Source organism: Chryseobacterium gotjawalense (assembly GCF_030012525.1).
Taxonomy (GTDB): domain Bacteria; phylum Bacteroidota; class Bacteroidia; order Flavobacteriales; family Weeksellaceae; genus Kaistella; species Kaistella gotjawalense.
The window spans coordinates 571205-594970 of record NZ_CP124855.1; the positions used below are offsets into that span (position 1 = coordinate 571205).

Consider the following 23766-nt stretch of genomic DNA (forward strand, 5'->3'; position numbering starts at 1 on the left):
AGAAATGAAAAAAAGAACTTTATTTACCATATTGGCCATTATCATTATCGGAGCCGGATTCTACTGGATTCTACAGAATAACAAAAAGAAAAACCAGCAGGAGGTTGCAATTGTTGCCGAGAAAAACACCGATGTAGCCGTAAGGACAGCGCCCGTAAAAAGAGAAGAAATCAGTGGCGAATTTACCGTTAACGGAACATTTTTACCCAATAAGCAAAGTCAAATTGCCTCAGAAATCAACGGACAATTGGTTGCACTATATGTTAAGGAAGGAAGTTATGTAAAAGCCGGGCAAAGCATAGGAAGACTAGCTGGTGAAAAACTAAATGTAACTGTCGGAAATGCCAATGCCAATCTATCACAAGCTCAGTCAGCATTAAGCCGATATGAAGCTGCCTATAAAACAGGTGGTGTTACCGCTTTGCAGTTAGACCAAGCGAGACTGCAAGTGAAAAATGCACGGTCACAGGTACAATCTGCACAACTACAGTCAGGTGATACCAATATCATTGCAAAAATCAGTGGTATCGTGAATCAAAAAATGGTGGAAGTAGGATCTGTTGTTGCACCGGGAACTCCTCTTGTAGAGATTGTTGATATTTCTTCATTAAAACTTAAAGTTGATGTTGATCAAGCATTAGTAACCCAATTATCATTAGGAAATAATGTAAAAGTAAAACCCGATGTAATCGATGGAACCATTGAAGGCAGAATCACATTTATCGCGCCCTCTGCATCGGGAGCTTTAAAATTTCCTGTCGAAATTACCGTTCCCAATAGCTTTAATAAATTAAAAGCGGGCATGTATGCAAGTGCAATGTTTAACCGGACAGGAGTAAACAGCGTACTGGTAGTACCAAGAGATGCATTTGTAGGAAGCGTAAGTGATAACCTCATTTTTGTGGTAAAAAACAATGTCGCTTATCTGACAAAAGTGCAGAGTGGCGTTAATTACGGCGACAAAGTAGAAATAGTAAGCGGTTTAAATGAAGGAGAGCAGGTAGTAACCAGCGGCCAGATCAATCTTTCAGACAAAACTAAAATTAGAATTTTAAAGTAATCGGTAAATTATCAATATGAAATTAGTAGAAGTATCGATTAAGCGGCCCAGTTTAGTTATCGTAATGCTTGCATTACTTATTATCGGCGGACTTTTCAGTTATACCCAGCTCAACTATGAGCTGATTCCTAAATTTGAAGTAAAGGTGGTAACCGTTTCCACCATTTATCCTGGTGCATCGCCATCCGAGGTTGAAAGTACCGTTTCCAGAAAAATCGAAGATGCGGTTTCTTCTCTGGAAGGAATCAAAAAAATACAGTCGAAATCTTACGAAAGTCTTTCAGCAGTTATCATTACCTTTAATAACGATGCGAATGTAGATTTTGCATTGAATGAAGCCCAACGGAAAATAAATGCCATCCGTTCCGAACTTCCAGATGATATAGAAGAGCCTTCACTCTCTCAGTTCTCGCTTTCGGATATGCCGATTGTGAGCATGGGAGTTACAGCAAACCTTACCCAGAGCGAACTTTATGATTTGATAGATCAAAAAATCCAGCCTGAATTTTCGCGGATTCAAGGAGTTGCCAAGGTGAATATTGTGGGAGGTCAGGAAAGAGAAATCCGCGTAAATCTTAATCAATATAAACTGGAAGGTTATGGTCTTACGATTCCTCAGGTACAGCAGGTTATAACAGCCTCCAATCTTGATTTCCCTACTGGAAGTTTAAAAACACGTTCTAACAGTACTTTAATTAGGCTTTCGGGAAAAATTCAAACTGTAGATGAATTAAGAAACTTAATCATTTCTTCTCAAAACGGACAAAACATCAAACTTTCTGATGTTGCTGAGGTTCAAGACACTCAAAAAGAAACCGATAAAATCGCAAGGGTTGATCAGCAAACAACCCTTTTGTTACAGATACAAAAACAAACCGATGCCAATGCAGTTGATGTAAGTGAACTGGTTCGCAAAAAAGTAGCCGCACTGGAAACCCAGTACAAGGCCCAGAATTTAAAAGTAAATATTGCTGATGACAGCTCCTTATTTACCTTAGAAGCAGCACATTCTGTGATTAAAGATTTATTTATCGCCGTTGCTTTAGTAGCATTTGTAATGTTGTTTTTCCTTCACAGTTTCCGAAATGCACTTATTGTGATGGTGGCAATTCCGACCTCACTTATTGCAACTTTTATCGGTTTAAATATTTTGGATTATTCATTAAACTTAATGAGTTTATTGGGACTTTCATTAGTAGTTGGGATTCTTGTAGATGATGCCATTGTGGTCATCGAGAATATTCACCGGCACATGGAAATGGGTAAAAACAGAGCAAGAGCAGCTTACGATGGCGCCTCTGAAATTGGTTTTACCGTGACAGCGATTACCTTGGTAATTGTAGTAGTATTCCTTCCGATTGCGATGAGTAGCGGTCTGGTTTCAGATATTATCCGACAGTTTTGTGTAACCGTAATTATTGCGACTTTACTGTCGTTATTAGTTTCTTTTACCGTAGTACCGTGGTTGTATTCCAGATACGGAAAACTTGATTTAATCAGTAAAGATTCTCTTTTCGGAAAAATAATTTACAAATTCGAAGCAGGTTTAAGTGCATTTACTCATTTTATCACCGGTATTCTTACCTGGAGTTTAGGTCATAAAATCAAAACTTTTGTCATCGTTATTTTGCTTTTTGCATCGAGTATTTTATTAATGGCTTTTGGTTATATCGGTTCGGATTTCTTCCCGGCGACAGACAAAGGAGAGTTTTTAGTGCAAATTGAAATGCCGAAAGACGTTTCGATCGAGGAAACCAACTTTATGACTCAAAAAGCAGAAGCATTCCTGCAAAAAGATCCTGCGATTACCAGCATGATCACAACAGTTGGGCAGTCCAGCTCCGGAGGTCTGGGTGGTTCGCAAGCCACTACTTATAAATCTGAAATCAGTCTAAAACTGATAGAACAGTCAGAACGCAAAGAAAGTTCAAAAGTCTATGCAGCAAAAATAAAACGCGGATTAGAAAGAGAACTGGTAGGCGCAAAAATAACGACCGTGCCGGTTGGGTTTATGGGTGCAGAACAAGCGCCATTGCAGATGACCATCGTGGGACCCAATCTGAAAGAAGTGATGGATTACGCGAAACAAGCAGAAGCAGCACTGAAATCGATCGACGGAGCATCAGGGGTTGATCTTTCTGTAGAAGAGGGAAATCCGGAGATTATGGTAAGTGTCGATCGTGACAAAATGGCTTTGTTGGGATTAAATGTTGCAACCGTAGGACAAACTTTACGGACTGCATTTAGCGGAAACGACAGCAATAAATTCAGAACCGGGAACAATGAATACGACATCAATATTATTTTAGATGAAGCATACCGAAAAAATATTGATGATGTGAAAAACATCAGTTTCATCAATAACGCAGGACAGAAAATTCAACTTTCTCAGTTCGCGTCCATCACGAATTCATCCGGTCCCGCTTTATTAGAGCGTTACGACCGGTCACCATCTGTCACCATTCAATCACAGGTCGTTGGTAAAACTACGGGGACCGTTGCATCTGAATGGGAAGCTAAAATGGAGAAAATAAAGAAGCCTGCCGGGGTGAACTGGCTTTGGGGCGGAAATATGGAAAACCAAAGTGAAGGTTTCGGAACCTTGGGAGTGGCTTTATTGGCGGCGATTATGCTGGTTTATATGATTATGGTCGTGCTTTATAATGATTTTGTAAAACCGTTTATTGTACTCTTTTCAATTCCATTATCTTTTATTGGAGCGCTTTGGGCACTTGCTCTTACCAATCAGAGTTTAAATATCTTTACCATTCTTGGGGTAATTATGCTCATCGGTTTGGTTGCAAAAAATGCGATCTTATTGGTCGATTTCACCAATCATAGGATGGAAAGCGGGGAAACAATTGAAAATGCACTAATACAGGCCAATCACGCGAGACTTCGTCCGATTCTGATGACCACCATTGCAATGGTTTTCGGAATGCTGCCAATTGCTATGGCTTCTGGTGCCGCAGCCGGAATGAATAACGGTTTGGCGATTGTAATTATCGGTGGATTGTTATCTTCACTATTCCTGACTTTAATTATCGTTCCGGTCGTGTATTACATTATCGTAAAATTAGAAGAACGATTTTCAAAAGGAGAAAAGAATAATTATGGAAAAATGATGAAAGAAGAATACGAACATATTCATCCTGAAAATGAGATTGAATTTTAACCATTCAGTTTCATCCTAAAAAAAGAATCCGTCTTAGTTATCAACTTTGACGGTTTTTTTTATGTTTCGTTGTTAATGACTTCTGGGAAAAGAATTCAATTATAATCTTATTCTAAGATGCCAATATCGTTGTAAAAAGCTTTATAACTTCTCAGTATTTCATTCTAAAAAAAATCCACCTTAGTTATTAACTTTGACGGATTTTTTTTTTCATTGTTAATGATTTATCTAATGGTAATATTGATTTTAATTTTACTTTAAGATTTTATCAAAGAAAAATAGCATGATGACTTTACGATATAAAACATAATAGATATCAACTTGGAGTATCTCTATTTTATTTAAAAATGACAAACCTCCTACAATGTAGAAATAATAAACAACGACAGTTTAAGGTCTCTTACAATGCGGCATCTATATTCTTTTGAGACAGTCTTAAAAACCTTCTTATTAATAAAAATGCCGAAATCGTCAAGCCAATTCCCAAAGCAATCCACATTCCATAGGCACCCATTTCTCTGGTTACACAAAGATAATATCCCAACGGAAGAGTGATGATCCAGTAAGCAACAAACGTAAGGATACTCGGGATTTTCACGTCCTGCATTCCTCGTAAAACTCCCAGAGACAGAATCTGTAAACCATCTGAAAGCTGAAAAAGTGCTGCAATTATTAGTAATTTTGAGGCCAGTATGATGACCTCGACATCTTCTTTTTTGGTAAAAAATGTAGGTAAAATATTTCTTCCGGCGATGAATATAATTCCGCACAGTACCATGAAAATGAACACTATTTTCAGATTATTAATCCCGACATTTCTTAATTCTTTATAGTTTCTTTCTCCAAATCTATTTCCCGCCATAATGGTAGTGGCAATACTGAAACCAATGCAAAGATTAAAGGTAAAGGAAGCCATAGATAATGCAATCTGATGCGCTGCAATATCTTTTGCAGAAATCAGTCCACAAATAAAAGCGGCTGCTGCAAATGCGGTTACTTCAAAGAACATTTGTAAGGCAGTTGGCAATCCCAGTTTGACTAACTTTCGGAACATTTTCTTTTGAAAAAGTTTAGTTTTTAACGTGAAATCCGCCATATACCTTTTGGTCATTGGATTCTTTCTCATTACGAAAAACAGAAAGACCACCATGAAAACTCTGGCGATAAAAGAGGCATATGCGGAACCATCCACCCCCATAGATTCCATACCGATTCCTTTAATAAAAACGTAATTCAGAACAATGTTGATGACATTGGCAATAATGGTGGCTTTGGTAACGCCTATGGTAAAACTCAACCCTTCGGAAACTTCACGCATCGTTTGAAAGGCCATAAATGGCAGAATACTGATAATGGTTATCCGTAAATAACTTTCGGTGTCCGGAATGATATTCGCCGGCTGATCGAGATGATATAGCAATGGCAGAGCAAAGAGCATCAAAATAACTAATAACAAACCAATAAACATATTCACCACAAAACCATGACGAAAAATACGATTGATCATGTTGTGATCATTTTGTGACTGTGCTTCTGCAACCAATGGTGGAATTGCCAGTGAAAAGCCTAATGCCAAAACAAAAACAGAGAAAAATACACCATTGGCCAAAGATACAGACGCCAGTGCATCTGCGCCCAACAGTTTACCAACCATTATATTATCAAACAGTTGCACAGAAACTTGACCTACTTGCGTGATCATTACAGGAAGTGCTAACTTAAATAATCTTTTGGTATGTACAGGATTTAAAATTTGCATAATATATAAAAAAATCTGCGGCAAATTTACTGCAAACTTTCTAGATATATTTTTATTTAAAGGGTTTTGTTTGTAATATGAATAAGAGTTAAGCTGGATCAGACAAAAAATTTATTCAAATAAACAGCATTTTTTATTCCGGCGGTTCCGTACGTATTATTAAAAAAGATAAATGAAGTTCCATTAAATTTTCGAACCTCCGCCGCTAAAGTTGTAAGTTCCTTTTCTGAATATTCAGATTTAAACAGTTCAGGAATCCCGTGAAGACGGTAATACGCAAAGTCATCATTATTAATAATAAAATCATCCGGAATATCTTTAGGTATAGAAACCCCGGAAAAAACGATCTGATGTTTATTTAAATTTTCAAAGACTTCGGCATTCCACCAGGATTGGTGCCGAAATTCTACCACATTCAGGTATTTTTTATCAACCGTATCGATTACCTTTTCCAAATTCTCTTTGCTGTATGTAAAAGACGGTGGAAGCTGGAAAAGAAAACCTGCTAATTTTTCCTGTAAACCTGATGAAATATGTTTGCAGAATTCTTTGGTGTCGGTTTTAGTTTCAGTCAGTTTTTTTAAATGGGAAATAAATTTTGGGATTTTGATAAAAAATTTAAAATCGACTCCAGTTTCAGCATGCCATTTTTCTAAAGTTTTCAAAGTGGGTTTTCTGTAAAAAGTAGAATTAATTTCGACGGCATTCAAATGCTTTGAATAAAAGCGTAAATATTCTTTAGAAGGCAATTCTTCCGGATAGAAAAATCCTTTCCAAAGTCTTTCGCTAAACCCTGAACAACCGATATATACTTTATTATTCATTTTCAATTAAACCTTTAGTTAAACCTTCCCATTGAATTTTGCTGCCAATTAACATTCCACCAACTGAAACTATTTTATTTCGGATCTTTTCTGAAATCGACTTATCTTTTGAATTAGGAACTTCATTTCTCGCATAAATTTCGGCGGAGATTTCTTTTCCGCTTCTTTTAATGATGAAATTAGAGGTTGCCGATGAATCTAAAAAATGAGTGATTTCATTGCTGTGGTTGTTAGGTTTTGAACTGGGACGAACTCTCAGATAAACAGCTTCATAATCCGCAGAAGCTTCCTCTTCATACACTTCAATTTTTACCCAGTCGAGTCCATCATCATCTCTGTTGGGAAGCAGCGGCACTTTAATGCTGATATAATTTCCAACCTGTGGATCACCTAAAATCAGATTACCGTTTTCATCACGAAGAGAAAATTCTGCCTTTTCTTTGCCTGCAAAAAGCTCCCAGGAATTAATATCCAGAAACCTTTTTTTTACTTTTTTAAAATGGATTCGGGCCAGATCCTGATTGTCAAAACTAATCTTTGAAACTGCTTCACTTTCTACACCAATAATTTGTTCAGGAATTTTATTTTTCATCACAGAAAATTTAGAATTGCTTTTAATCCTCTTTTATTTTTCATTAAAAAAAAGCATCTAATGTGCCAAAAACTATTAAAAACAAATAAAAAAACCAAAATACAAATTGGTACTTTGGTTTATTATTTAGAATATCCTTATTGTAGTAATAAGATTATTAGATTTTATTTTCTCACAAAACTGGCAACATCATCTGCATTAATCGGAGTTGATCCTAAAATGATCAAACGCTCAACTACATTTCTCAGCTCCCGGATATTTCCGGTCCAGCTGAAATTCTCCAAAGCTTTAATTGCTTTATCATCAAAGGTTTTCAAAGCGGTACCATGTTCATCAGAAATAATTTTGGCAAAATGTTTCACCAAAAGTTTAATATCGTCTTTTCTTTCATCCAGAGAAGGAACATAAATTTCGATAACAGAAAGTCGGTGGTAAAGATCTTCTCTGAATTTTCCGGCTTTAATTTCCTCCTGCATATTTTTATTGGTGGCCGCCAGAACTCTCACATCTACTTTGATTTCTTTATCGCTTCCGACAGGTGAGACCTTGCTTTCCTGTAGTGCACGAAGAACTTTTGCCTGTGCGATGAGCGACATATCCCCAATCTCATCCAGGAAAATAGTACCATTATTGGCTAATTCAAATTTCCCCTGTTTGTCTTTTATTGCACCTGTAAAACTTCCCTTAACGTGTCCAAACAACTCTGACTCAATGAGTTCTGATGGGATTGCCGCACAGTTTACTTCAATCATCGGTCCTTTGCTTCGGTCACTTTGTGCATGAATCGCGTGGGCTACCAATTCTTTCCCGGCACCATTGGGTCCTGTAATTAAAACTCTGGCATCAGAGGCCGCTACTTTTTCAATCATATCCTGAATTTTCTTCAACGCAGGAGATTCGCCAATCATCTGATACTTCTTATTAACTTTTTTCTTTAAAGTTGTATTTTCTATTTTTAAGTGCTGATTTGTTTTCTGCAAAATTCTTTTGTCCAAAGCATTTCTAACACTTGTAATCAGCCGGTTGATATCGATAGGTTTTGAAATAAAATCATACGCACCGTCTTTCAGACAATCTACCGCGGTATCGATATCGGCATGCCCTGAGATCATTACGAAAGTCGTATCGGGTTTAATTTGAAGCGCCTGTTTCAAAAGTTCGGTACCTGAAACTTTAGGCATTTTAATGTCAGAAACCACCAAAGCGAAATCTTCCTTCTCTATTTGTTTTAAGCCTTCTAAGCCATCTTCGGCAATAACGAATTCATAGCCAGGTAATTCATCTGAGAGAATGCTTTGAAGAACGCCCGAAATGGCTTTTTCATCTTCAACAATTAAGATTTTTTGCATTATAAAAATTTATGGATTGAGTAAAAGTATTATCTGAATTTTGCTTTTATCTTAGCAATAATCGTACCTAAGAGGAATTTAAAGATATTCTCTGGATCCGAAAATTGCTGAGCCAATACGGACTGAATTAGCACCGCATTCAACAGCAAGAGGATAGTCATCGCTCATTCCCATCGATAACGTATCGAGTTTCTGCTGTGAAGAAAGTTGGTCGAAAAGATGTTTTAAGAAGGTAAACTCTTTCCTAACCTGGTTTTTATTTTCTGTAAAAGTCGCCATTCCCATTAACCCGGAAATAATAATATTTGGAAATTTCCCTTGGAGATAATCCATATATAACTCTTTGGTTTCATGGACTTCTAAACCGTATTTGGTGTCTTCCTCGGCGATTTTCACCTGGAGCAGAACTTTTATTTTCCGGTGGTTTTTTTCTGCCTGTTTATCAATTTCTACCAGAAGTTTTTCAGAATCAACACTTTGAATCATATCGATAAAAGGCGCAATATATTTGACTTTATTGGTTTGCAAATGGCCGATCAAATGCCACTGAATATTCTGCGGAAGTTGCGGATGCTTTTCGATCAGTTCCTGTACTTTGTTTTCGCCAAAAACCCTTTGTCCTAAATCGTAAACTTCCCGGATCATTTCTTTCGGATGAGTCTTAGACACTGCGACGAGCTGAACATTATCCGGTAAAGCGGTTTTTATTTCTTCGTAACTCTTGGCAATGGGAGAAAATTTTTGCATTCGTTTATTAATTTAAGGTTCAATTCTTCAAAGAAATGAGTTCCGAAATTTAAGGAAATTATCCTTTATTAACAAAAGAGGTGAAGTTGCGGAAAAATAATTTAAAAAAACTACCGTATTGGGTGATTTCACCCATCAGTTTCAACTAATATACTTTAAATTTGTTACTAATAAAACATATTTAGCAATGAGTGCATTAGAAAAACATTTGATTACAAAGAAAGAAAGTGATCAGTTGGCTACGGAATACGAAAAAACGAATTATGCGGCCATTAATGCAAAAAGACCTCCTGAAAAACCGGATTCTAAATATTACACTTATGATTTAGAAATTTTACAGGAGTATATCAACATGATCCGCGAAGGAATGGAAAAAATGGGAATAAAAAATAAAGGAATCAGAATTACACTAGGAAAATATTCTGACGGCCAATTTGACCCACGGTTAAATCCACTTTACAAAGGCTACCAAACCATATTCTTTTCCCCAGAAGATATGGGTGCAGCTGAAGATACAAAAGATAATTCTGTAAAAGTCTCTACTCCAGAGGAATTACCGGGTTTAAATTTCGGACAACTCTGTCCACCATATTAATTAATATACAATGATCGAATGGAATAGAAATATAGCAAGTTTAATCCAAATTTTGCTGGTGGTAATATTTTTTATATTTCTACTGTTTAAAAGAAACAAGCTTGGCAAAGGGATTAATTATTTTATTGTCGCCAGTGGTGTGGTCGTTTTTTTGGATACGCTGATTTTCATAATGCGGATATCGACTTCTCATTTTAACAGTACTCCTATTTATTCAGTAGGAGTTAATTTCGGTGTCTTTTTACTGTTCTTTTTATACTTTCGCTCTATCTTAGAATTAGAAAAATCTAAAAAAATAAACTTGATTATTACAATAATCTTTATCGCCAGTTATATTTCATTTGCAGCTTTTTCTGATAACTTCTTTAATAAATTCCCCTTTAAATTTTATTTTGTTGAAGTCATCCTCCTGATGGTGAATATCTTTTTGGTTTTGCGTGAGACCTTTAATTCAGATAAGATTCTTAATATCAAGTCGTATTACCCGTTTTGGGCCTGTATAGGGTTGATGTCCATTTACTTAGGAGTAACCCCGTTACTCATAATAAGTAATACTGCGATACAAATGATGAATATCAATATTTTTTTCATAATTTTATTCATTGTGAATGTTATCGGATATTCTATTTTGATAACAGGAGTTTTTTTCGCACAAAATATTAATATTAAAAAGTGAATCTCACAGAAACCGATTTTCTGCTTACCATTACAACTTTTATCATTTTAATTGTAATTTTAATGATGGTTTTAGTGTATGGGGTTTTCATCAGGAAGAAATCTGAACTTCTTTTATCTCAACAAAAAAAAGAAGCTCTTTTTGAACAGGAATTGGCAATTTCTCAGGTAGAGATTAAGGAACAAACCCTGAATTATATAGGACAGGAACTTCATGATGATTTGGGACAAAAGCTATCTGTAGCAAGATTAATGACTAATAAACTCGGGCTGGCAAATGATGAAGATAAAACAAATATCGCCCAGGAAATCAACCTGTTGATTGGCGAATGCATTCAAGATATCAGAAACCTTTCTAAAGTATTTATAAGCAAGCAGGTAAAGCATTTTGGATTTGTTGAATCATTGGAAAGGGAAATTTCCAGAATCGAACGACTGGAGTTACTGGACGTAGAGTACGAGATCAATAATCACGATTTAGAAATTAGTTCTGATCATGCTTTAATTCTGTTTCGAATCATACAGGAGTCTATTAACAATGTGATCAAGCATGCCCGATCAAATAAAATATTGATAAAAGTTGAAGATCATCCCAATTTCACTGAAATTAATATTAATGATTACGGGGTAGGATTTAATGCAGAACATAGAAATGATGGAAGTGGATTAGAAAATATAAAGAATCGTGCAAAACTGATCGATGCCACTTTTAAGATTAAGTCTACAGAAAATCTGGGTACCGAAATTACCATCACCTACAAGAAACCCACACCATGGAAAGAATAAAAATAGCAATCGTAGATGACCATAAATTAGTTTCCAAGGCCATTGAAAACATGATTTCATTTAATCCAAAATTTGAAGTGGTAATGAATTGCTTTAATGGCGAAGATTTTCTGAAACAGCTTGACCACCGGAAAATACTCCCTGAAGTAGTGTTAATGGACATCAATATGCCCCGGAAAAACGGCATCGAAACAACCCTGGAACTTACTAAAAACTATCCCGACCTAAAGGTGATTGCTTTAACGATGGAAGATAATGAAAGCACCATTATCAGTATGTTGAAAGCAGGCGCGAAAGGATATTTGCTCAAAGATATGTCACCTGATATTCTTTTTGACGCGATAAATATCGTTCATGAAAAAGGAATTTTCTATACCGATATCGTAACCCAAAGTCTGCTGAAAATAAAAACCGAAGAAAAGATAAATCAAGAAATAAACAATTCATTAAAAGACCGCGAGATAGAATTTATTAAATTAGCCTGCTCTGAACTCACCTATAAGGAAATTGCAGAACAAATGTGCGTGAGCCCAAGAACTGTAGACGGTTACAGAGACTCTATCTTTGCAAAACTGAATGTAAAAACCAGAGTAGGAATTGTGCTTTTTGCCATTAAACATCACATGTGCTAAAATAGGGTGATTTCACCCTTTTATTTACTAAAACTAAAGTTTACTTTTGTACCACCAAAACACAAATGGTAAAAAAAACATTAAGCCGGTTATTATTTAATCGGTTTTTTGTTGTTTTGAATTGAAATCTTCAACATTTAAATCATTTTCCCGTGAATTATATTAAATTAAGAATTTACAGTTCCTGCTTTTTTTAAGCCATTCAGTCAAAGAAGTTTTATACAAGGAAATTCCAATACCTTAAAAACAACTGATTTCTTTTTCATCTGATTTTTTTTAAAAATAAACAACTCATCAAATTGCCGCTATTTTTATTGAGAATAAAATCTTCTGTAAATTTGTAAAAGAAAAATTACAGTCAATGTCAAAATCAAAAGAACAATTTCATTTTAGAAAAGCAGTTTCAGATGATAAAGAAACAATCTGGAAAATTCTGCAGCAGGCCATTGAAAGGCGGAAAAACGACGGCAGCACCCAATGGCAAGACGGTTATCCTAATCTGGAAACAATCGAAAATGATATTCAAAACGATTATGGATTTGTCCTGACCTTAGAAGATACTATTCTTGGTTATGCAGCAGTGATTCCCGACACTGAACCGGCTTACGAAACTATTGAAGGGAAATGGCTTTCTGATGGAAAATACATGGTAGTTCACCGTGTCGCAGTCTCAACGGAGTCTGCAGGAAAAGGAATTGCCACGCAAATTTTTAAAGAAATTGAAAAAATTGCCCTTTCAAAAAATATTTTGAGTATTAAAGTAGATACTAACTTTGATAATATTCCGATGTTGAAAATTTTAGACAAATTAGGTTACCAATATTGTGGTGAAGTTTACTTTCGGAATGCTGCCCGAAAAGCATTTGAAAAATTGCTGGATTGTAAGCAAAAAATTATCTAAGATTCTTTAAAATCAGTCGCTGAATAAGTGTTAAATCACTAAATTTGTATTCAATCAAAAATATAATAGAAATGTCAAAAAAAGCCATTTTAGCGATACTCGACGGTTGGGGAATAGGACCGGATCCCAAAGTTTCTGCCATCGCTCAGGCACATACTCCCTTTATCGATTCCTGTTATGAAAAATTCCCGCATACTACCCTGGAAGCGAGTGGAATTGCTGTAGGATTACCTTTCGGACAAATGGGAAACTCTGAAGTCGGCCACATGAATTTAGGTGCCGGGAGGGTAGTTTACCAAAATTTGGTAAAACTCAATATGGCGGTTGAAAATGCTACTTTAGGAAAGGAAAACACAATCACCAGAGCGTTTGAATATGCTTTAGAAAATAATAAAAATGTTCATTTCATCGGTTTAGTTTCAGATGGTGGGGTACATTCCCATATTAATCATTTGAAAGGTTTACTCACTGCTGCTCACGAATTTGGTTTAGACAAGAATGTTTACGTTCATGCCTTTACTGATGGCCGAGATTGCGACCCGCATTCAGGAAAAGGTTTTATACTGGAACTCCTGGATCACATGAAAACCAGCACCGGACAGCTTGCAACGGTTGTTGGAAGATATTACGCGATGGACCGTGATAAAAGATGGGAACGTGTAAAATTAGCCTATGATGCAATGGTCAATGGGATAGGAGATGGAACCAGAGATGTCCTGCAAGCCATAGAAAGCTCTTATAATCAGGATGTTACCGATGAGTTTTTGAAACCCATTATTTGTCTGAAAGACAACAGTTTGCCAGTTGCCAAGATTGAAAATGATGATGTCGTATTTTGTTTTAATTTCAGAACAGATCGTGGTCGGGAAATTACAGAAGTTCTTTCACAAGAGGAGTTTCCCGAATACGGAATGCATCCGTTGAATCTGTATTATGTCACGATGACGAATTACGATAAAAAGTATAAAAATGTTCATGTGGTTTTCGACGAGGAAGTTTTACACGAAACGATGGGTGAAGTATTAGAAAGAAACGGCAAGACACAGATTCGGGTCGCAGAAACAGAAAAATACCCTCACGTTACCTTTTTCTTTTCCGGTGGAAGAGAAGCAGAATTCGTCGGGGAAAGCCGATTGTTGTGTCCGAGTCCTAAAGATGTTCCTACTTATGACTTTAAACCGGAAATGTCTGCATACGATATTACCGAAAAAATACTTCCCAAAATTGAAGAGGAATCAGCAGATTTTATTTGTTTAAATTTTGCCAATGCCGACATGGTCGGCCATACCGGCGTTTTTTCTGCAGCCGTCAGAGCAGCTGAAGTTGTAGATGAGTGCATTTCTAAAGTTGCGTCCACTGCTTATGAACATGGTTATGCGGTTTTTATTCTGGCAGACCACGGGAATTCAGATGTAATGCTGAACGCTGATGGAAGTCCTAATACGCAGCATTCAACAAACTTAGTCCCTTTAATCGTCATGGATAAAGACAGAAACTGGAATTTAAAACCCGGAAAATTAGGGGATGTCGCCCCATCCATTCTAAAAGTGATGGGAATTGAAATTCCTCCTATAATGACCGGAGAAGTATTAGTAAGTTAAAGAAACTCCAAAATTGACCATTAAAATGACAGATATTTCTTTTGTTTTTCTGTTAACTATGTAATAGATAATATTTTTAAATTATATTTGCCTAATATATAAAAGAGTGAAGAATGTATAATAAAATGATGAGAATAGAAGTAATGAGAACTTTAGGCAAAAATGTCGATGAGTTTATTAACTCCTATTTAACCCCTGTAGAAAAAATATGGCAACCCACTGATTTTTTGCCGGATCCGTCTGCAGACAGTTTTAAATATGATGTAGAAGAACTTCAAACTTATGCACAGGAAATGGGTTACGATCTTTTTGTAACTTTAATAGGTGACTGTATTACCGAAGAGGCATTACCAAGTTATGAGTCTTGGATTATGGGAATTGACGGCGTAAACCAGGAAGAAAGAACCGGATGGTCACAATGGGTAAGAAGCTGGACCGCAGAAGAAAACCGCCACGGCGATCTGCTCAATAAATACCTGTACTTATGCGGCCGTGTAAATATGCGTGAAGTAGAAATCACAACTCAATATTTAATTCAGGACGGTTTTGATATCGGAACTACGATGGATCCATACCGTAATTTTGTTTATACCAGTTTTCAGGAAACGGCGACTAATATTTCCCACAGAAGAGTAGGATCTTTGGCAAAACAAAGCGGAAATACAAAACTTTCCAGAATGTGCGGGGTGATTGCTGCTGATGAAGCACGACATGCAAAAGCGTACAAGCATTTTGTGACCAAAATTCTCGAACTCGATCCTTCAGAAATGATGTTGGCTTTCGAAGATATGATGCGTAAAAAAATAGTAATGCCCGCCCATTTAATGCGTGAATCTGGTCAGAAAGCTGGCGAACTTTGGGGACATTTCTCAGATGCAGCACAGCGTGCTATGGTTTATACAGGCCAGGATTACATCAATATTTTATCAGAATTATTAGAAGACTGGAAAATTGAACATATTACCGGACTTACTGAATCTGCGGAAAAAGCGCAGGAATATTTAATGAAACTCCCGGGAAGATTACAAAGAATCACCGACAGAATTTCAACTCCCGATCAGGAATATCAATTCAAATGGATTAAATCTTAGATTTAATTCATGTAAATTATATTGCCAATTAAGTGAATCACTTCTTTGGCTTTTTTACTTTTATAAAGAATCCACTAATCGATTTGAACATCCTTTCAACGCTAAATTTATTATCTTTGCACCATCGAAATTTAGAAAAAAATGAAAAACAGTAAAAAACTTGCTATCGATTTTGACGGTACAATCGTAGATGATGGATATCCCGGAATTGGAAAAACAAAAACTTTTGCTTTTGAAACCCTAAAAAAACTCCAGTCAGAAGGCTACAGATTGATTCTGTGGACTTACCGACATGGAAAAACTTTGGATGAAGCAGTTGAGTTTTGCAAAAAAAATGGCGTTGAGTTTTATGCGGTTAATTCAAGTTTTGAAGGCGAAGTTTTCGAGAATGAAAATGCGTCCCGAAAAATTGATGCCGACCTTTTTATCGACGACCGAAATCTTGGTGGATTCCCAGGTTGGGGCGAAATCTACAATATCATTAACGAAAGAATAGAATTCCGGGTGGATGGCAAAGAAGTCCTGGCTTATTCGAAAATAAAAAAAGATAAAAAGAAAGGATTGTTCTGGTAAATTATTATTAAAATTCACATTTCCTTTTCTCTAACTTTAGATACTATAATACATTGATACAGTTAAAAACAATAGAAGAACTTCGCTTAATGCGGGAAAGTGCCCAACTGGTTTCCAAAACTCTGGGCATGCTGGCCAAAGAAATTAAACCAGGCGTAACTACTTTGCATCTTGATAATTTAGGTGGGCAGTTTATTCGCGATCACGGCGGAGAGCCGGCCTTTTTAGGAATGTACGGTTTCCCGAAAAATTTATGTATTTCCCCAAATGCTGAAGTGGTACACGGAATTCCAAATGAAAAACCATTAGTCGAAGGAGACATTTTGTCAGTAGATTGTGGCGTTTTTATGAACGGATTTTATGGCGATCACGCTTATTCATTTGAAGTAGGAGAGGTTGCACCTGAAATTAAAAAACTCCTGAAAATAACCAAAGAATCTCTTTACAAAGGAATTGAGCAATGCGTTCGTGGAAAAAGAGTAGGAGACATTTCAAACGCAATTCAAACCTATTGCGAAACTCATGGTTACGGAGTTGTTCGTGAATTAGTCGGGCACGGCTTAGGCCGAAAAATGCACGAAGATCCACAAGTTCCTAATTATGGGAAAAAAGGGAGCGGTAAAGTTTTAAAAGATGGGATCGTATTAGCCATCGAACCTATGGTAAATTTAGGTACTGAAAAAGTAAAATTCCATGATGACGGCTGGACGGTAACTTCACTCGATATGTCGCCATCAGCCCATTTCGAACACGATGTTTGTATTATCGGCGGAAAACCGGTTTTATTGTCGACCTACAAATATATTTATGAAGCTTTAGGAATTGTAAGTGACGAAGAAAAACCATTTACAATGGATTTTTAATGAAAAAAATCACCAAATTTCTTTTAAATAGAATACCCAGGCCAATGCTTATTAATTTAAGCATTTTTCTGAGGCCTGTCATTTATTTATTCTTTAAAGGAACAAAATTCACCGATCCAATCGATGGGAAATCTTACCGAAAATTCCTTCCGTATGGTTATGGTCAACAAAGGGAAAATGCTTTGTCACCGGGAACATTAAGTTTGGAGCGTCACCGGCAAATGTGGCTGTATCTTCAAAATGAAACCGATTTTTTTACTGAAAAATACAAAGTTCTTCATATCGCACCTGAGCAGGAATTTCTGAGAAGATTCAAAAAAATGAAGAATCTGGATTATACTTCTGCCGATTTATATTCGCCGATCGTCGATGTAAAAGCAGATATTCTGGATTTACCTTTTGAAGATGAAAGTTATGATATTGTCTTTTGCAATCATGTTTTAGAACATATCGGGGATGATCAGAAAGCCATGAGCGAACTCTATCGGGTCATGAAAAAAGGCGGTTGGGGAATTTTTCAGGTTCCGATGAAGAATTCTTTAGAAAAAACATACGAAGATTTCTCCATCAAAGATCCAAAAGAAAGACAAAAACATTTTGGCCAATACGACCACGTTCGCTGGTACGGAATGGATTATTTCGACCGACTGAAAAAAGCGGGTTTTGAAGTTGATATCAACTTTTACTCCAGGAAATTTTCCAATGAAGACCGCAGAAAATTTGGTTTGACAGAAAATGAGATTTTGCCCGTCGTTTTTAAAAAATAACTAAAAAGCAATCGCAATGGGAAAGAAGTATTTAATCCATTTATTAAAGTCGATTCCTATATTACCACTTATTTATTTTCAGGGAAAAAAAATAAGGAAGCAAATACCGCTTCTTCCTGAAGCAAAAGATCCCGAAGGTTTTTTCAATATTAACGCCGATAAAAATTTTAAGATTTTATTTATTGGCGAAAGTTCGATGGCCGGCGTAGGATCAGATTTTCATAAAAACAGCTTTGCCGGGCATTTCTCCAGAGAATTCAGTTCCTTAGTTCAATGTAATATCGATTGGAAAGTGTATGCGAAAACAGGTTATAACGTAGAAAAAATTCACCAGAGAATCGTTCCGCAGATCACGGAAATCACTTGCGATTTAATCGTTATCGGAATTGGCGGCAATGATACTTTTGAATTGACTCAACCCAAAAAATGGACTAAAAACATTCAGTTTCTTATTGAAAATTTACAGAATAAATTTCCTGAAACTCCGATTTTATTTCCGCATTTGCCAACAATTGAAACGTTTCCTGCATTTACAAAACAAATGAAATCGGTCTTGGGAAATCACAAAGATTTATTGGCGGATTACCTTAACGCGCAGGTTTTAAAAAACAAAAACATCTATTTCCCGACCAGAAAAATTAACGTACAGGAATGGTTGGGAAAACTGCAAGAAGATCAAACAACTGCAGATTTTTTCAGCGATGGAATTCATCCGTCTGAACTGACTTATGAATTATGGGCGAAAGACTGTGTGCAATTCTTATCAGATTTAAAAATAGATTTTCATTAAATTTTAGAAAGATTTTCCAAAGCTTTCAACATATCAATTCCTTTCCCTAAAACTGGTTTAAACAAATCGCCATTCTTTTTAATACGCTCCAAAGCATTATGAATATTGAAATCGGTCGGTTTCAAACCGGACTTCAGTTCTTCCCAAAGTAAAGGCATTGAAACCGGTGCAAAAGGTTTTGGACGAACGCTGTAAACACTCGCCAACGTCTGACCGGTCCGGTTTTGCAGATAATCCAGATAAATTTTATTCTTATCCCGTTTTTTCAAATTCCTTTCTAAAGTAGTTAAATCCGGTAATTTTTGCTGTACTTTCTGCATTAGAAGATGGGCGAAATTTTTCACTAATTCAACCTCATACTGTTCACCCATTGGAATGAAAATATGAATTCCTGAACTTCCTGAAGTTTTGCAAAAGCCTTTAATTTTTGCTAAATCCAAAATCTCCTTTACACACAAAGCAGTTTCGATAACCTGGTCAAAAGTATTTTTCTCTGATGGATCCAAATCCAGAGCTAGCCAGGTTGGTTTATCCAGATCGATGACCGTGGAATTCCATGGATTCAAATCGATACATCCTAAATTATTTAAATAAGCCAAATCATCTGCTGTATTGCAGATTAAATATTCAATGTCTTTTTCATTTGATTCTGAAAAGACCGAAACTTTTTCAATCCAGTCAGGCGCATCGTTTCCGGCATCTTTATGATAAAAACTCAAGCCTTCAATACCATTGGGAAAACGGTTCAGCGATTGCGGACGGTTTTTTAAATGGGGTAAAATATATTTCGCCACAGACTGATAATAATCAATAACTTCACCTTTCGTAATACCACTTTCCGGGAAATAGATCTTGTTTTGATTGGTCAGTTTAACGGCTTTTGTCATCTTTTGAGTTTTAGTTTTTACTGAATCTTTTTCTACTTTGCTTTCACTTATTTTCATTTTTAAAGAAGTCGAATTTTCAATTTCTTCCTCTTCTTCATTCATCAAATCCTCTTTGTCTTTATCACTTCGAAGTCCCATATAAACGGGATGCCGGAAAATTCCATCTTTCGTTTTTTCTGTAAATTTTATTTCACAAACCAATTCAGGTTTCAACCAAGTCGCAGGAGCATTGGTTTTTGGAACTTCTTCAAAAGGACAGTTTCCGATAATTAACGGTTTAAACAATTCATATAAAGAATCTAAAATTTTATCTGCAAAACCAGTCCCGGCATGTCCGCAATATTTTAATTGACCATCGGCAAAAGTTCCCAGAATCAGCGCACCGAAATTTTTCCGCGAACCGTTCGGTTCGGTAAAACCACAAATTAAAACATCTTCTGTATTCTGGAATTTGATTTTCAGCCAGTCTGAAGAACGGACACCTTCTGAATAAATACTGTCTGTTTTTTTTGCGATCATTCCTTCTAATTCCATCTTTTTGATCTGTTGAAAAAAATCAATCCCATTTTGGGGAATATGCTCACAATATTTAATGACATTATTTTCTGTTAAAGCGTCTTTGAGCAATTCTTTGCGTTGAACCAAAGTTAAATTTTCAGTGGAATGTCCATTGAGCCAAAGCAAATCGAAAACCTGATAAGTCATTGCTAAATCCGGATTTTCACCTATTTTTTGTAAGATTTGAAAATCAGGTTTTCCTTCCTTATTGAAAGCTACAATTTCACCGTCTAAAACCATCTGATGATTTTGATGATCTAAGGCTTTAATGATTTTCGAAAATTTATCCGAATAAGAGAGTCCGTTCCGGGAATATAGTTGAATTACTGGTTCCCGTAAATCAGCTACAGCACGATAACCATCCCATTTAATTTCGAAAACCCAATCTTTATTATTAAAGGCTTTTTCTCCCGTTTGAGCCAACATGGGTTTAATGAAATCTTTCAATTTTTTTTCACCAATCAATGAGGGCGTATAATTTTTGAATGTTTTCGATTCTTTATTTGGAATTTTTATTTTTTTTTTACCGGGACGGTTTTCTTCGCGTAACGTTACTTTCGATTTTTTAGGAATATGCTCTTCAGCGTCATATTCCTCCAGTGCGAATTTATCTTTGTGTTTAATTAATAGCCAGGCATTTCCCTCTTTGGAGTTTTTCATCTTTACTAAAGCAAATTCCCCTTTTAATTTTTTACCGTGAAGAATAAATTTTAAAGAATCTTGATGCAGTTCGTGGCGCATAATCAAGGCATCAGATTTACCTTCAACTTTTTCCAAAGGCTCGTAAGTGCCGGAATCCCAGATTTCAACTTCGCCTGCGCCATAATTGCCTTCGGGAATATTTCCTTCAAAATCGTGGTAAGAAAAAGGATGATCTTCGGTCATCATCGCCAGTCTTTTATCCTCCGGATTCAGCGAAGGTCCTTTCGGAACAGCCCAACTTTTCAAAACTCCGTCCATTTCCAAACGGAAATCATAATGCAATCTGGACGCAGAATGCCGTTGAATCACGAAAATCAGTTTGTTATCTGATTTCATTTCTTTTCCTTCCGGTTCGGGAGTTTCGTTGAATTTCCGTTTTTTATTGTATTCTTCGAGTGGCATCATCAGGAGACTTTTTTATTCTTTTTTGAACTTTCTAGACTTGCTTTTAACTGCGCCATTAAATCGACAACTTTACCGCTGTCCTCAGCTTGTTCCTCAACTTTCTTGACTTTTCCGCCTTTCGCTTTTTGTTTGATAATTTTCATTAAATCTTCAGCATAAGTATCTTTAAAAGCAGCGGGTTCAAACTTCTCAGAGTTTTGTTCAATCAGCGAAACTGCCATTTTTAATTCGCCTTCTTTTGGATTTTTCTGATCCGGAATTTTTAAATCTTTGTAATCTCTTATTTCCTGTGCAAATCTCAATCTGTTTATAATGAGAACTTTGTCGTCATAAGGACGTATCATTCCAAAAATTTCTTTATCCCGCATTACGAAGGTTCCGATTCCTGCCATTTTTGTCTTTTCCAGTGCTTTTAATAAAAGGTTATAAGCATTCTCCGCATTTTTCTGCGGTTCCAGAAAATAGGGAACTTCGAAAAAAACAGAATCGATTTCTGCTTCTTTTACAAATTGTTCAATAGAGAAAATTCTAGTTTTCTCGGGACTTGCCGCAGTATAATCCTCGACATCCAGGACAATGTATTTGTCTTCTAACAGATATCCTTTGACGATATTTTCCCATTTTACCTCTTTACCGGTTTTCTCATTGACACGTTTAAACTTGATATTTGAGAAATCACTTTTATCCAACATATCCAAATCAAGATTGCTGTCTTCAACTGCAGAATACATTTTCACCGGAATATTTACCAGTCCAAATCCAATTGCTCCGTTCCAGATTGATCTCATAATAAGTAATTTAAGATTTTGAATAATGAAATAATTATGCCTTTTGAAAAACGAATCCTATAGTTTGGTCATCTTGGTGATTTTAAATCAAAGAATAAAATAAACACCCACCAAAATTCATTAACTTTGCCCTTACTTTAAAATTTTTATACATTGAGCACGCATAAAGCAGGATTCGTAAATATAGTTGGAAAACCCAACGCCGGAAAATCGACACTTCTTAATCAATTGATGGGAGAGAAGTTAGCGATTGTAACGCAGAAAGCACAAACCACGAGACACCGTATTTTCGGAATATATAATGAAGAGGATTTACAGATTGTTTTTTCTGATACACCCGGAGTTTTGGATCCAAAATACGGCCTTCAGGAAAAAATGATGGATTTTGTAAAGGATTCTTTACAGGATGCAGATGTTTTTCTATTCATTATTGATATTACTGATAAAGGAGAACACAGCGAATTCCTGGTTGAGAAACTGAATAAAATTCCGGTTCCTGTTTTGATTTTGGTGAATAAAATCGATGCTTCCAATCAAACCGATCTTGAAAAAATAATAGAATTTTGGCATGAACAAATTCCGAAAGCAGAGATTTTACCGATTTCTGCTTTAACTGGGTTTAATACTGAAGTGATTTTGCCTAAATTAAAATCGATGCTTCCTGAAAATCCGCCTTATTACGGCAAAGATCAATATACGGATAAACCGGAAAGGTTCTTCGTGAACGAAACCATTCGCGAAAAAATTCTTTTGAATTACGAAAAAGAAATTCCTTATTCCGTAGAAGTGGTAACTGAGCAGTTCAAAGAAACCGACGGAATGATCTTTATCGATTCAGTGATTTATGTAGAGCGTGACACGCAGAAAGGAATCATCATCGGGCATAAAGGTGATGCCATAAAAAAAGTGGGAACGGAAGCGAGAATCGATTTGGAAAAATTCTTTTCTAAAAAAATTCACCTTGCTTTATTTGTTAAAGTTAAAAAAGACTGGAGAAAAAATGACAGAGATTTGAAAAATTTTGGTTACCGGTAATGATTTGGATTAAAATTTTGTAGTTTAGACGTTTTTATTAATTTTCTTATCTAATTATATTAAATGAATTATTTTTCTTCGACCAGAGACATCCCAACACTTAATAATATAATCATGTTATTAGTACGGATATTTGTAGCAGTCGCGATGATTATGCTGCATGGACTTCCCAAATTAGAAAAATTTCTGGCAGGAGGTGAAATTCAGTTTTACAATTTTTTTGGTATGGGATCAAGTGCTACATTAATTCTGGCCATCCTGATGGAACTGATTTGCGCTTTTTTAATAATGATCGGGCTTTTCACGCGTGCAGCAAGTTTATTACTGATGTTGGTTATGGCAATTGCAGCTTTCGGAGTTCATTTTTCTGATCCTTTTACGGTAAAAGAAAGCAGTCTTTTGTTCCTTTCTATTTTCGCGCTCATTTTCACTTTCGGACCCCGGAAATTTTCAATCGACAATATGATCTCTCAGCGGAGAGAAACCAGATGGTAAATAGTCAATAAAAAATACAAAACCACCATATAACTTTATGTTTTGGTGGTTTTTTTGTTTTATTTATGGTACATATTTGTTTAAAACATTAATTATTGATACTTTTGAAAAAAGAG

Annotated in this window: 21 protein-coding genes; 14 read left to right on the forward strand and 7 right to left on the reverse strand. The window is 36.0% G+C overall.

The window, feature by feature from the left end:
* Positions 1 to 4 precede the first annotated feature (4 nt).
* Together QGN23_RS02570 and QGN23_RS02575 are read left to right on the forward strand one after the other, a co-directional pair.
* Positions 5 to 1060, forward strand: a complete 1056-nt coding sequence (locus QGN23_RS02570; RefSeq protein WP_282905473.1) for an efflux RND transporter periplasmic adaptor subunit — start codon at positions 5 to 7, stop codon at positions 1058 to 1060.
* A 16-nt stretch (positions 1061 to 1076) separates the two neighbouring features.
* Positions 1077 to 4235: an efflux RND transporter permease subunit gene (locus QGN23_RS02575; RefSeq protein WP_282905474.1), complete on the forward strand. Its 3159-nt coding sequence runs from the start codon at positions 1077 to 1079 to the stop codon at positions 4233 to 4235.
* A gap of 400 nt (positions 4236 to 4635) precedes the next feature.
* Here QGN23_RS02575 and QGN23_RS02580 read toward each other — a convergent pair whose 3' ends face one another.
* From QGN23_RS02580 to QGN23_RS02600, 5 genes are all read right to left on the reverse strand, one after another.
* Positions 4636 to 5994, reverse strand: coding sequence for an MATE family efflux transporter (locus QGN23_RS02580; protein WP_282905475.1), 1359 nt, complete (start codon positions 5992 to 5994; stop codon positions 4636 to 4638).
* A 98-nt stretch (positions 5995 to 6092) separates the two neighbouring features.
* Positions 6093 to 6818 carry a DUF72 domain-containing protein gene (locus tag QGN23_RS02585; RefSeq protein WP_282905476.1) on the reverse strand — a complete coding sequence of 242 codons (726 nt, stop codon included), beginning with the start codon at positions 6816 to 6818 and terminating at the stop codon, positions 6093 to 6095.
* Positions 6811 to 7410, reverse strand: coding sequence for a hypothetical protein (locus tag QGN23_RS02590; RefSeq protein ID WP_282905477.1), 600 nt, complete (start codon positions 7408 to 7410; stop codon positions 6811 to 6813). Before QGN23_RS02590 ends, QGN23_RS02585 begins: the two co-directional genes overlap by 8 nt.
* Positions 7411 to 7574: 164 nt before the next feature.
* The gene (locus QGN23_RS02595) at positions 7575 to 8759 is read right to left on the reverse strand and encodes a sigma-54-dependent transcriptional regulator (protein WP_282905478.1); all 1185 of its coding nucleotides are present in this window, start codon (positions 8757 to 8759) and stop codon (positions 7575 to 7577) included.
* A 78-nt stretch (positions 8760 to 8837) separates the two neighbouring features.
* Entirely contained in the window at positions 8838 to 9506 is a 669-nt protein-coding gene (locus QGN23_RS02600) for a YggS family pyridoxal phosphate-dependent enzyme (protein WP_282905479.1), read from the reverse strand.
* Positions 9507 to 9693: 187 nt separating this feature from the next.
* Here QGN23_RS02600 and QGN23_RS02605 point away from each other — a divergent pair, with 187 nt between their 5' ends.
* From QGN23_RS02605 to QGN23_RS02650, 10 genes are all read left to right on the forward strand, one after another.
* The gene (locus QGN23_RS02605; RefSeq protein ID WP_282905480.1) at positions 9694 to 10101 is read left to right on the forward strand and encodes a hypothetical protein; all 408 of its coding nucleotides are present in this window, start codon (positions 9694 to 9696) and stop codon (positions 10099 to 10101) included.
* 672 nt (positions 10102 to 10773) lie between these two features.
* Positions 10774 to 11562, forward strand: coding sequence for a sensor histidine kinase (locus QGN23_RS02610; protein ID WP_282905481.1), 789 nt, complete (start codon positions 10774 to 10776; stop codon positions 11560 to 11562).
* Positions 11550 to 12194 (forward strand): response regulator transcription factor, encoded by a 645-nt coding sequence (locus QGN23_RS02615; RefSeq protein WP_282905482.1) that lies wholly within the window; start codon positions 11550 to 11552, stop codon positions 12192 to 12194. Before QGN23_RS02610 ends, QGN23_RS02615 begins: the two co-directional genes overlap by 13 nt.
* A gap of 361 nt (positions 12195 to 12555) precedes the next feature.
* Positions 12556 to 13095, forward strand: coding sequence for a GNAT family N-acetyltransferase (locus tag QGN23_RS02620; RefSeq protein ID WP_282905483.1), 540 nt, complete (start codon positions 12556 to 12558; stop codon positions 13093 to 13095).
* A gap of 71 nt (positions 13096 to 13166) precedes the next feature.
* On the forward strand, positions 13167 to 14696 hold the full coding sequence (gene gpmI, locus QGN23_RS02625) for a 2,3-bisphosphoglycerate-independent phosphoglycerate mutase (protein ID WP_282905484.1): 1530 nt from the start codon (positions 13167 to 13169) through the stop codon (positions 14694 to 14696).
* Between the two features lie 113 nt (positions 14697 to 14809).
* Entirely contained in the window at positions 14810 to 15787 is a 978-nt protein-coding gene (locus tag QGN23_RS02630) for an acyl-ACP desaturase (RefSeq protein ID WP_282905485.1), read from the forward strand.
* Between the two features lie 141 nt (positions 15788 to 15928).
* Positions 15929 to 16360 carry a BT0820 family HAD-type phosphatase gene (locus QGN23_RS02635; protein ID WP_282905486.1) on the forward strand — a complete coding sequence of 144 codons (432 nt, stop codon included), beginning with the start codon at positions 15929 to 15931 and terminating at the stop codon, positions 16358 to 16360.
* 53 nt (positions 16361 to 16413) lie between these two features.
* Positions 16414 to 17223 (forward strand): type I methionyl aminopeptidase, encoded by an 810-nt coding sequence (gene map / locus QGN23_RS02640; RefSeq protein WP_282905487.1) that lies wholly within the window; start codon positions 16414 to 16416, stop codon positions 17221 to 17223.
* On the forward strand, positions 17223 to 17990 hold the full coding sequence (locus QGN23_RS02645; protein WP_282905488.1) for a class I SAM-dependent methyltransferase: 768 nt from the start codon (positions 17223 to 17225) through the stop codon (positions 17988 to 17990). The genes map and QGN23_RS02645 overlap by 1 nt, the downstream gene beginning before the upstream one ends.
* A gap of 16 nt (positions 17991 to 18006) precedes the next feature.
* Positions 18007 to 18780: an SGNH/GDSL hydrolase family protein gene (locus tag QGN23_RS02650; RefSeq protein WP_282905489.1), complete on the forward strand. Its 774-nt coding sequence runs from the start codon at positions 18007 to 18009 to the stop codon at positions 18778 to 18780.
* On the opposite strand, the gene ligD is transcribed toward QGN23_RS02650, so the two are convergent.
* Together ligD and ku are read right to left on the reverse strand one after the other, a co-directional pair.
* Positions 18777 to 21332 carry a DNA ligase D gene (gene ligD, locus QGN23_RS02655; protein ID WP_317622315.1) on the reverse strand — a complete coding sequence of 852 codons (2556 nt, stop codon included), beginning with the start codon at positions 21330 to 21332 and terminating at the stop codon, positions 18777 to 18779. The genes QGN23_RS02650 and ligD overlap by 4 nt on opposite strands.
* Positions 21332 to 22120 carry a non-homologous end joining protein Ku gene (gene ku, locus QGN23_RS02660; RefSeq protein ID WP_282905490.1) on the reverse strand — a complete coding sequence of 263 codons (789 nt, stop codon included), beginning with the start codon at positions 22118 to 22120 and terminating at the stop codon, positions 21332 to 21334. The genes ligD and ku overlap by 1 nt, the downstream gene beginning before the upstream one ends.
* A gap of 153 nt (positions 22121 to 22273) precedes the next feature.
* Between ku and era the strand changes: the two genes are divergently transcribed.
* Together era and QGN23_RS02670 are read left to right on the forward strand one after the other, a co-directional pair.
* Positions 22274 to 23155, forward strand: coding sequence for a GTPase Era (gene era, locus QGN23_RS02665; RefSeq protein ID WP_282905491.1), 882 nt, complete (start codon positions 22274 to 22276; stop codon positions 23153 to 23155).
* 63 nt (positions 23156 to 23218) lie between these two features.
* Positions 23219 to 23650, forward strand: a complete 432-nt coding sequence (locus QGN23_RS02670; protein ID WP_282905492.1) for a DoxX family protein — start codon at positions 23219 to 23221, stop codon at positions 23648 to 23650.
* Positions 23651 to 23766: the final 116 nt, after the last annotated feature.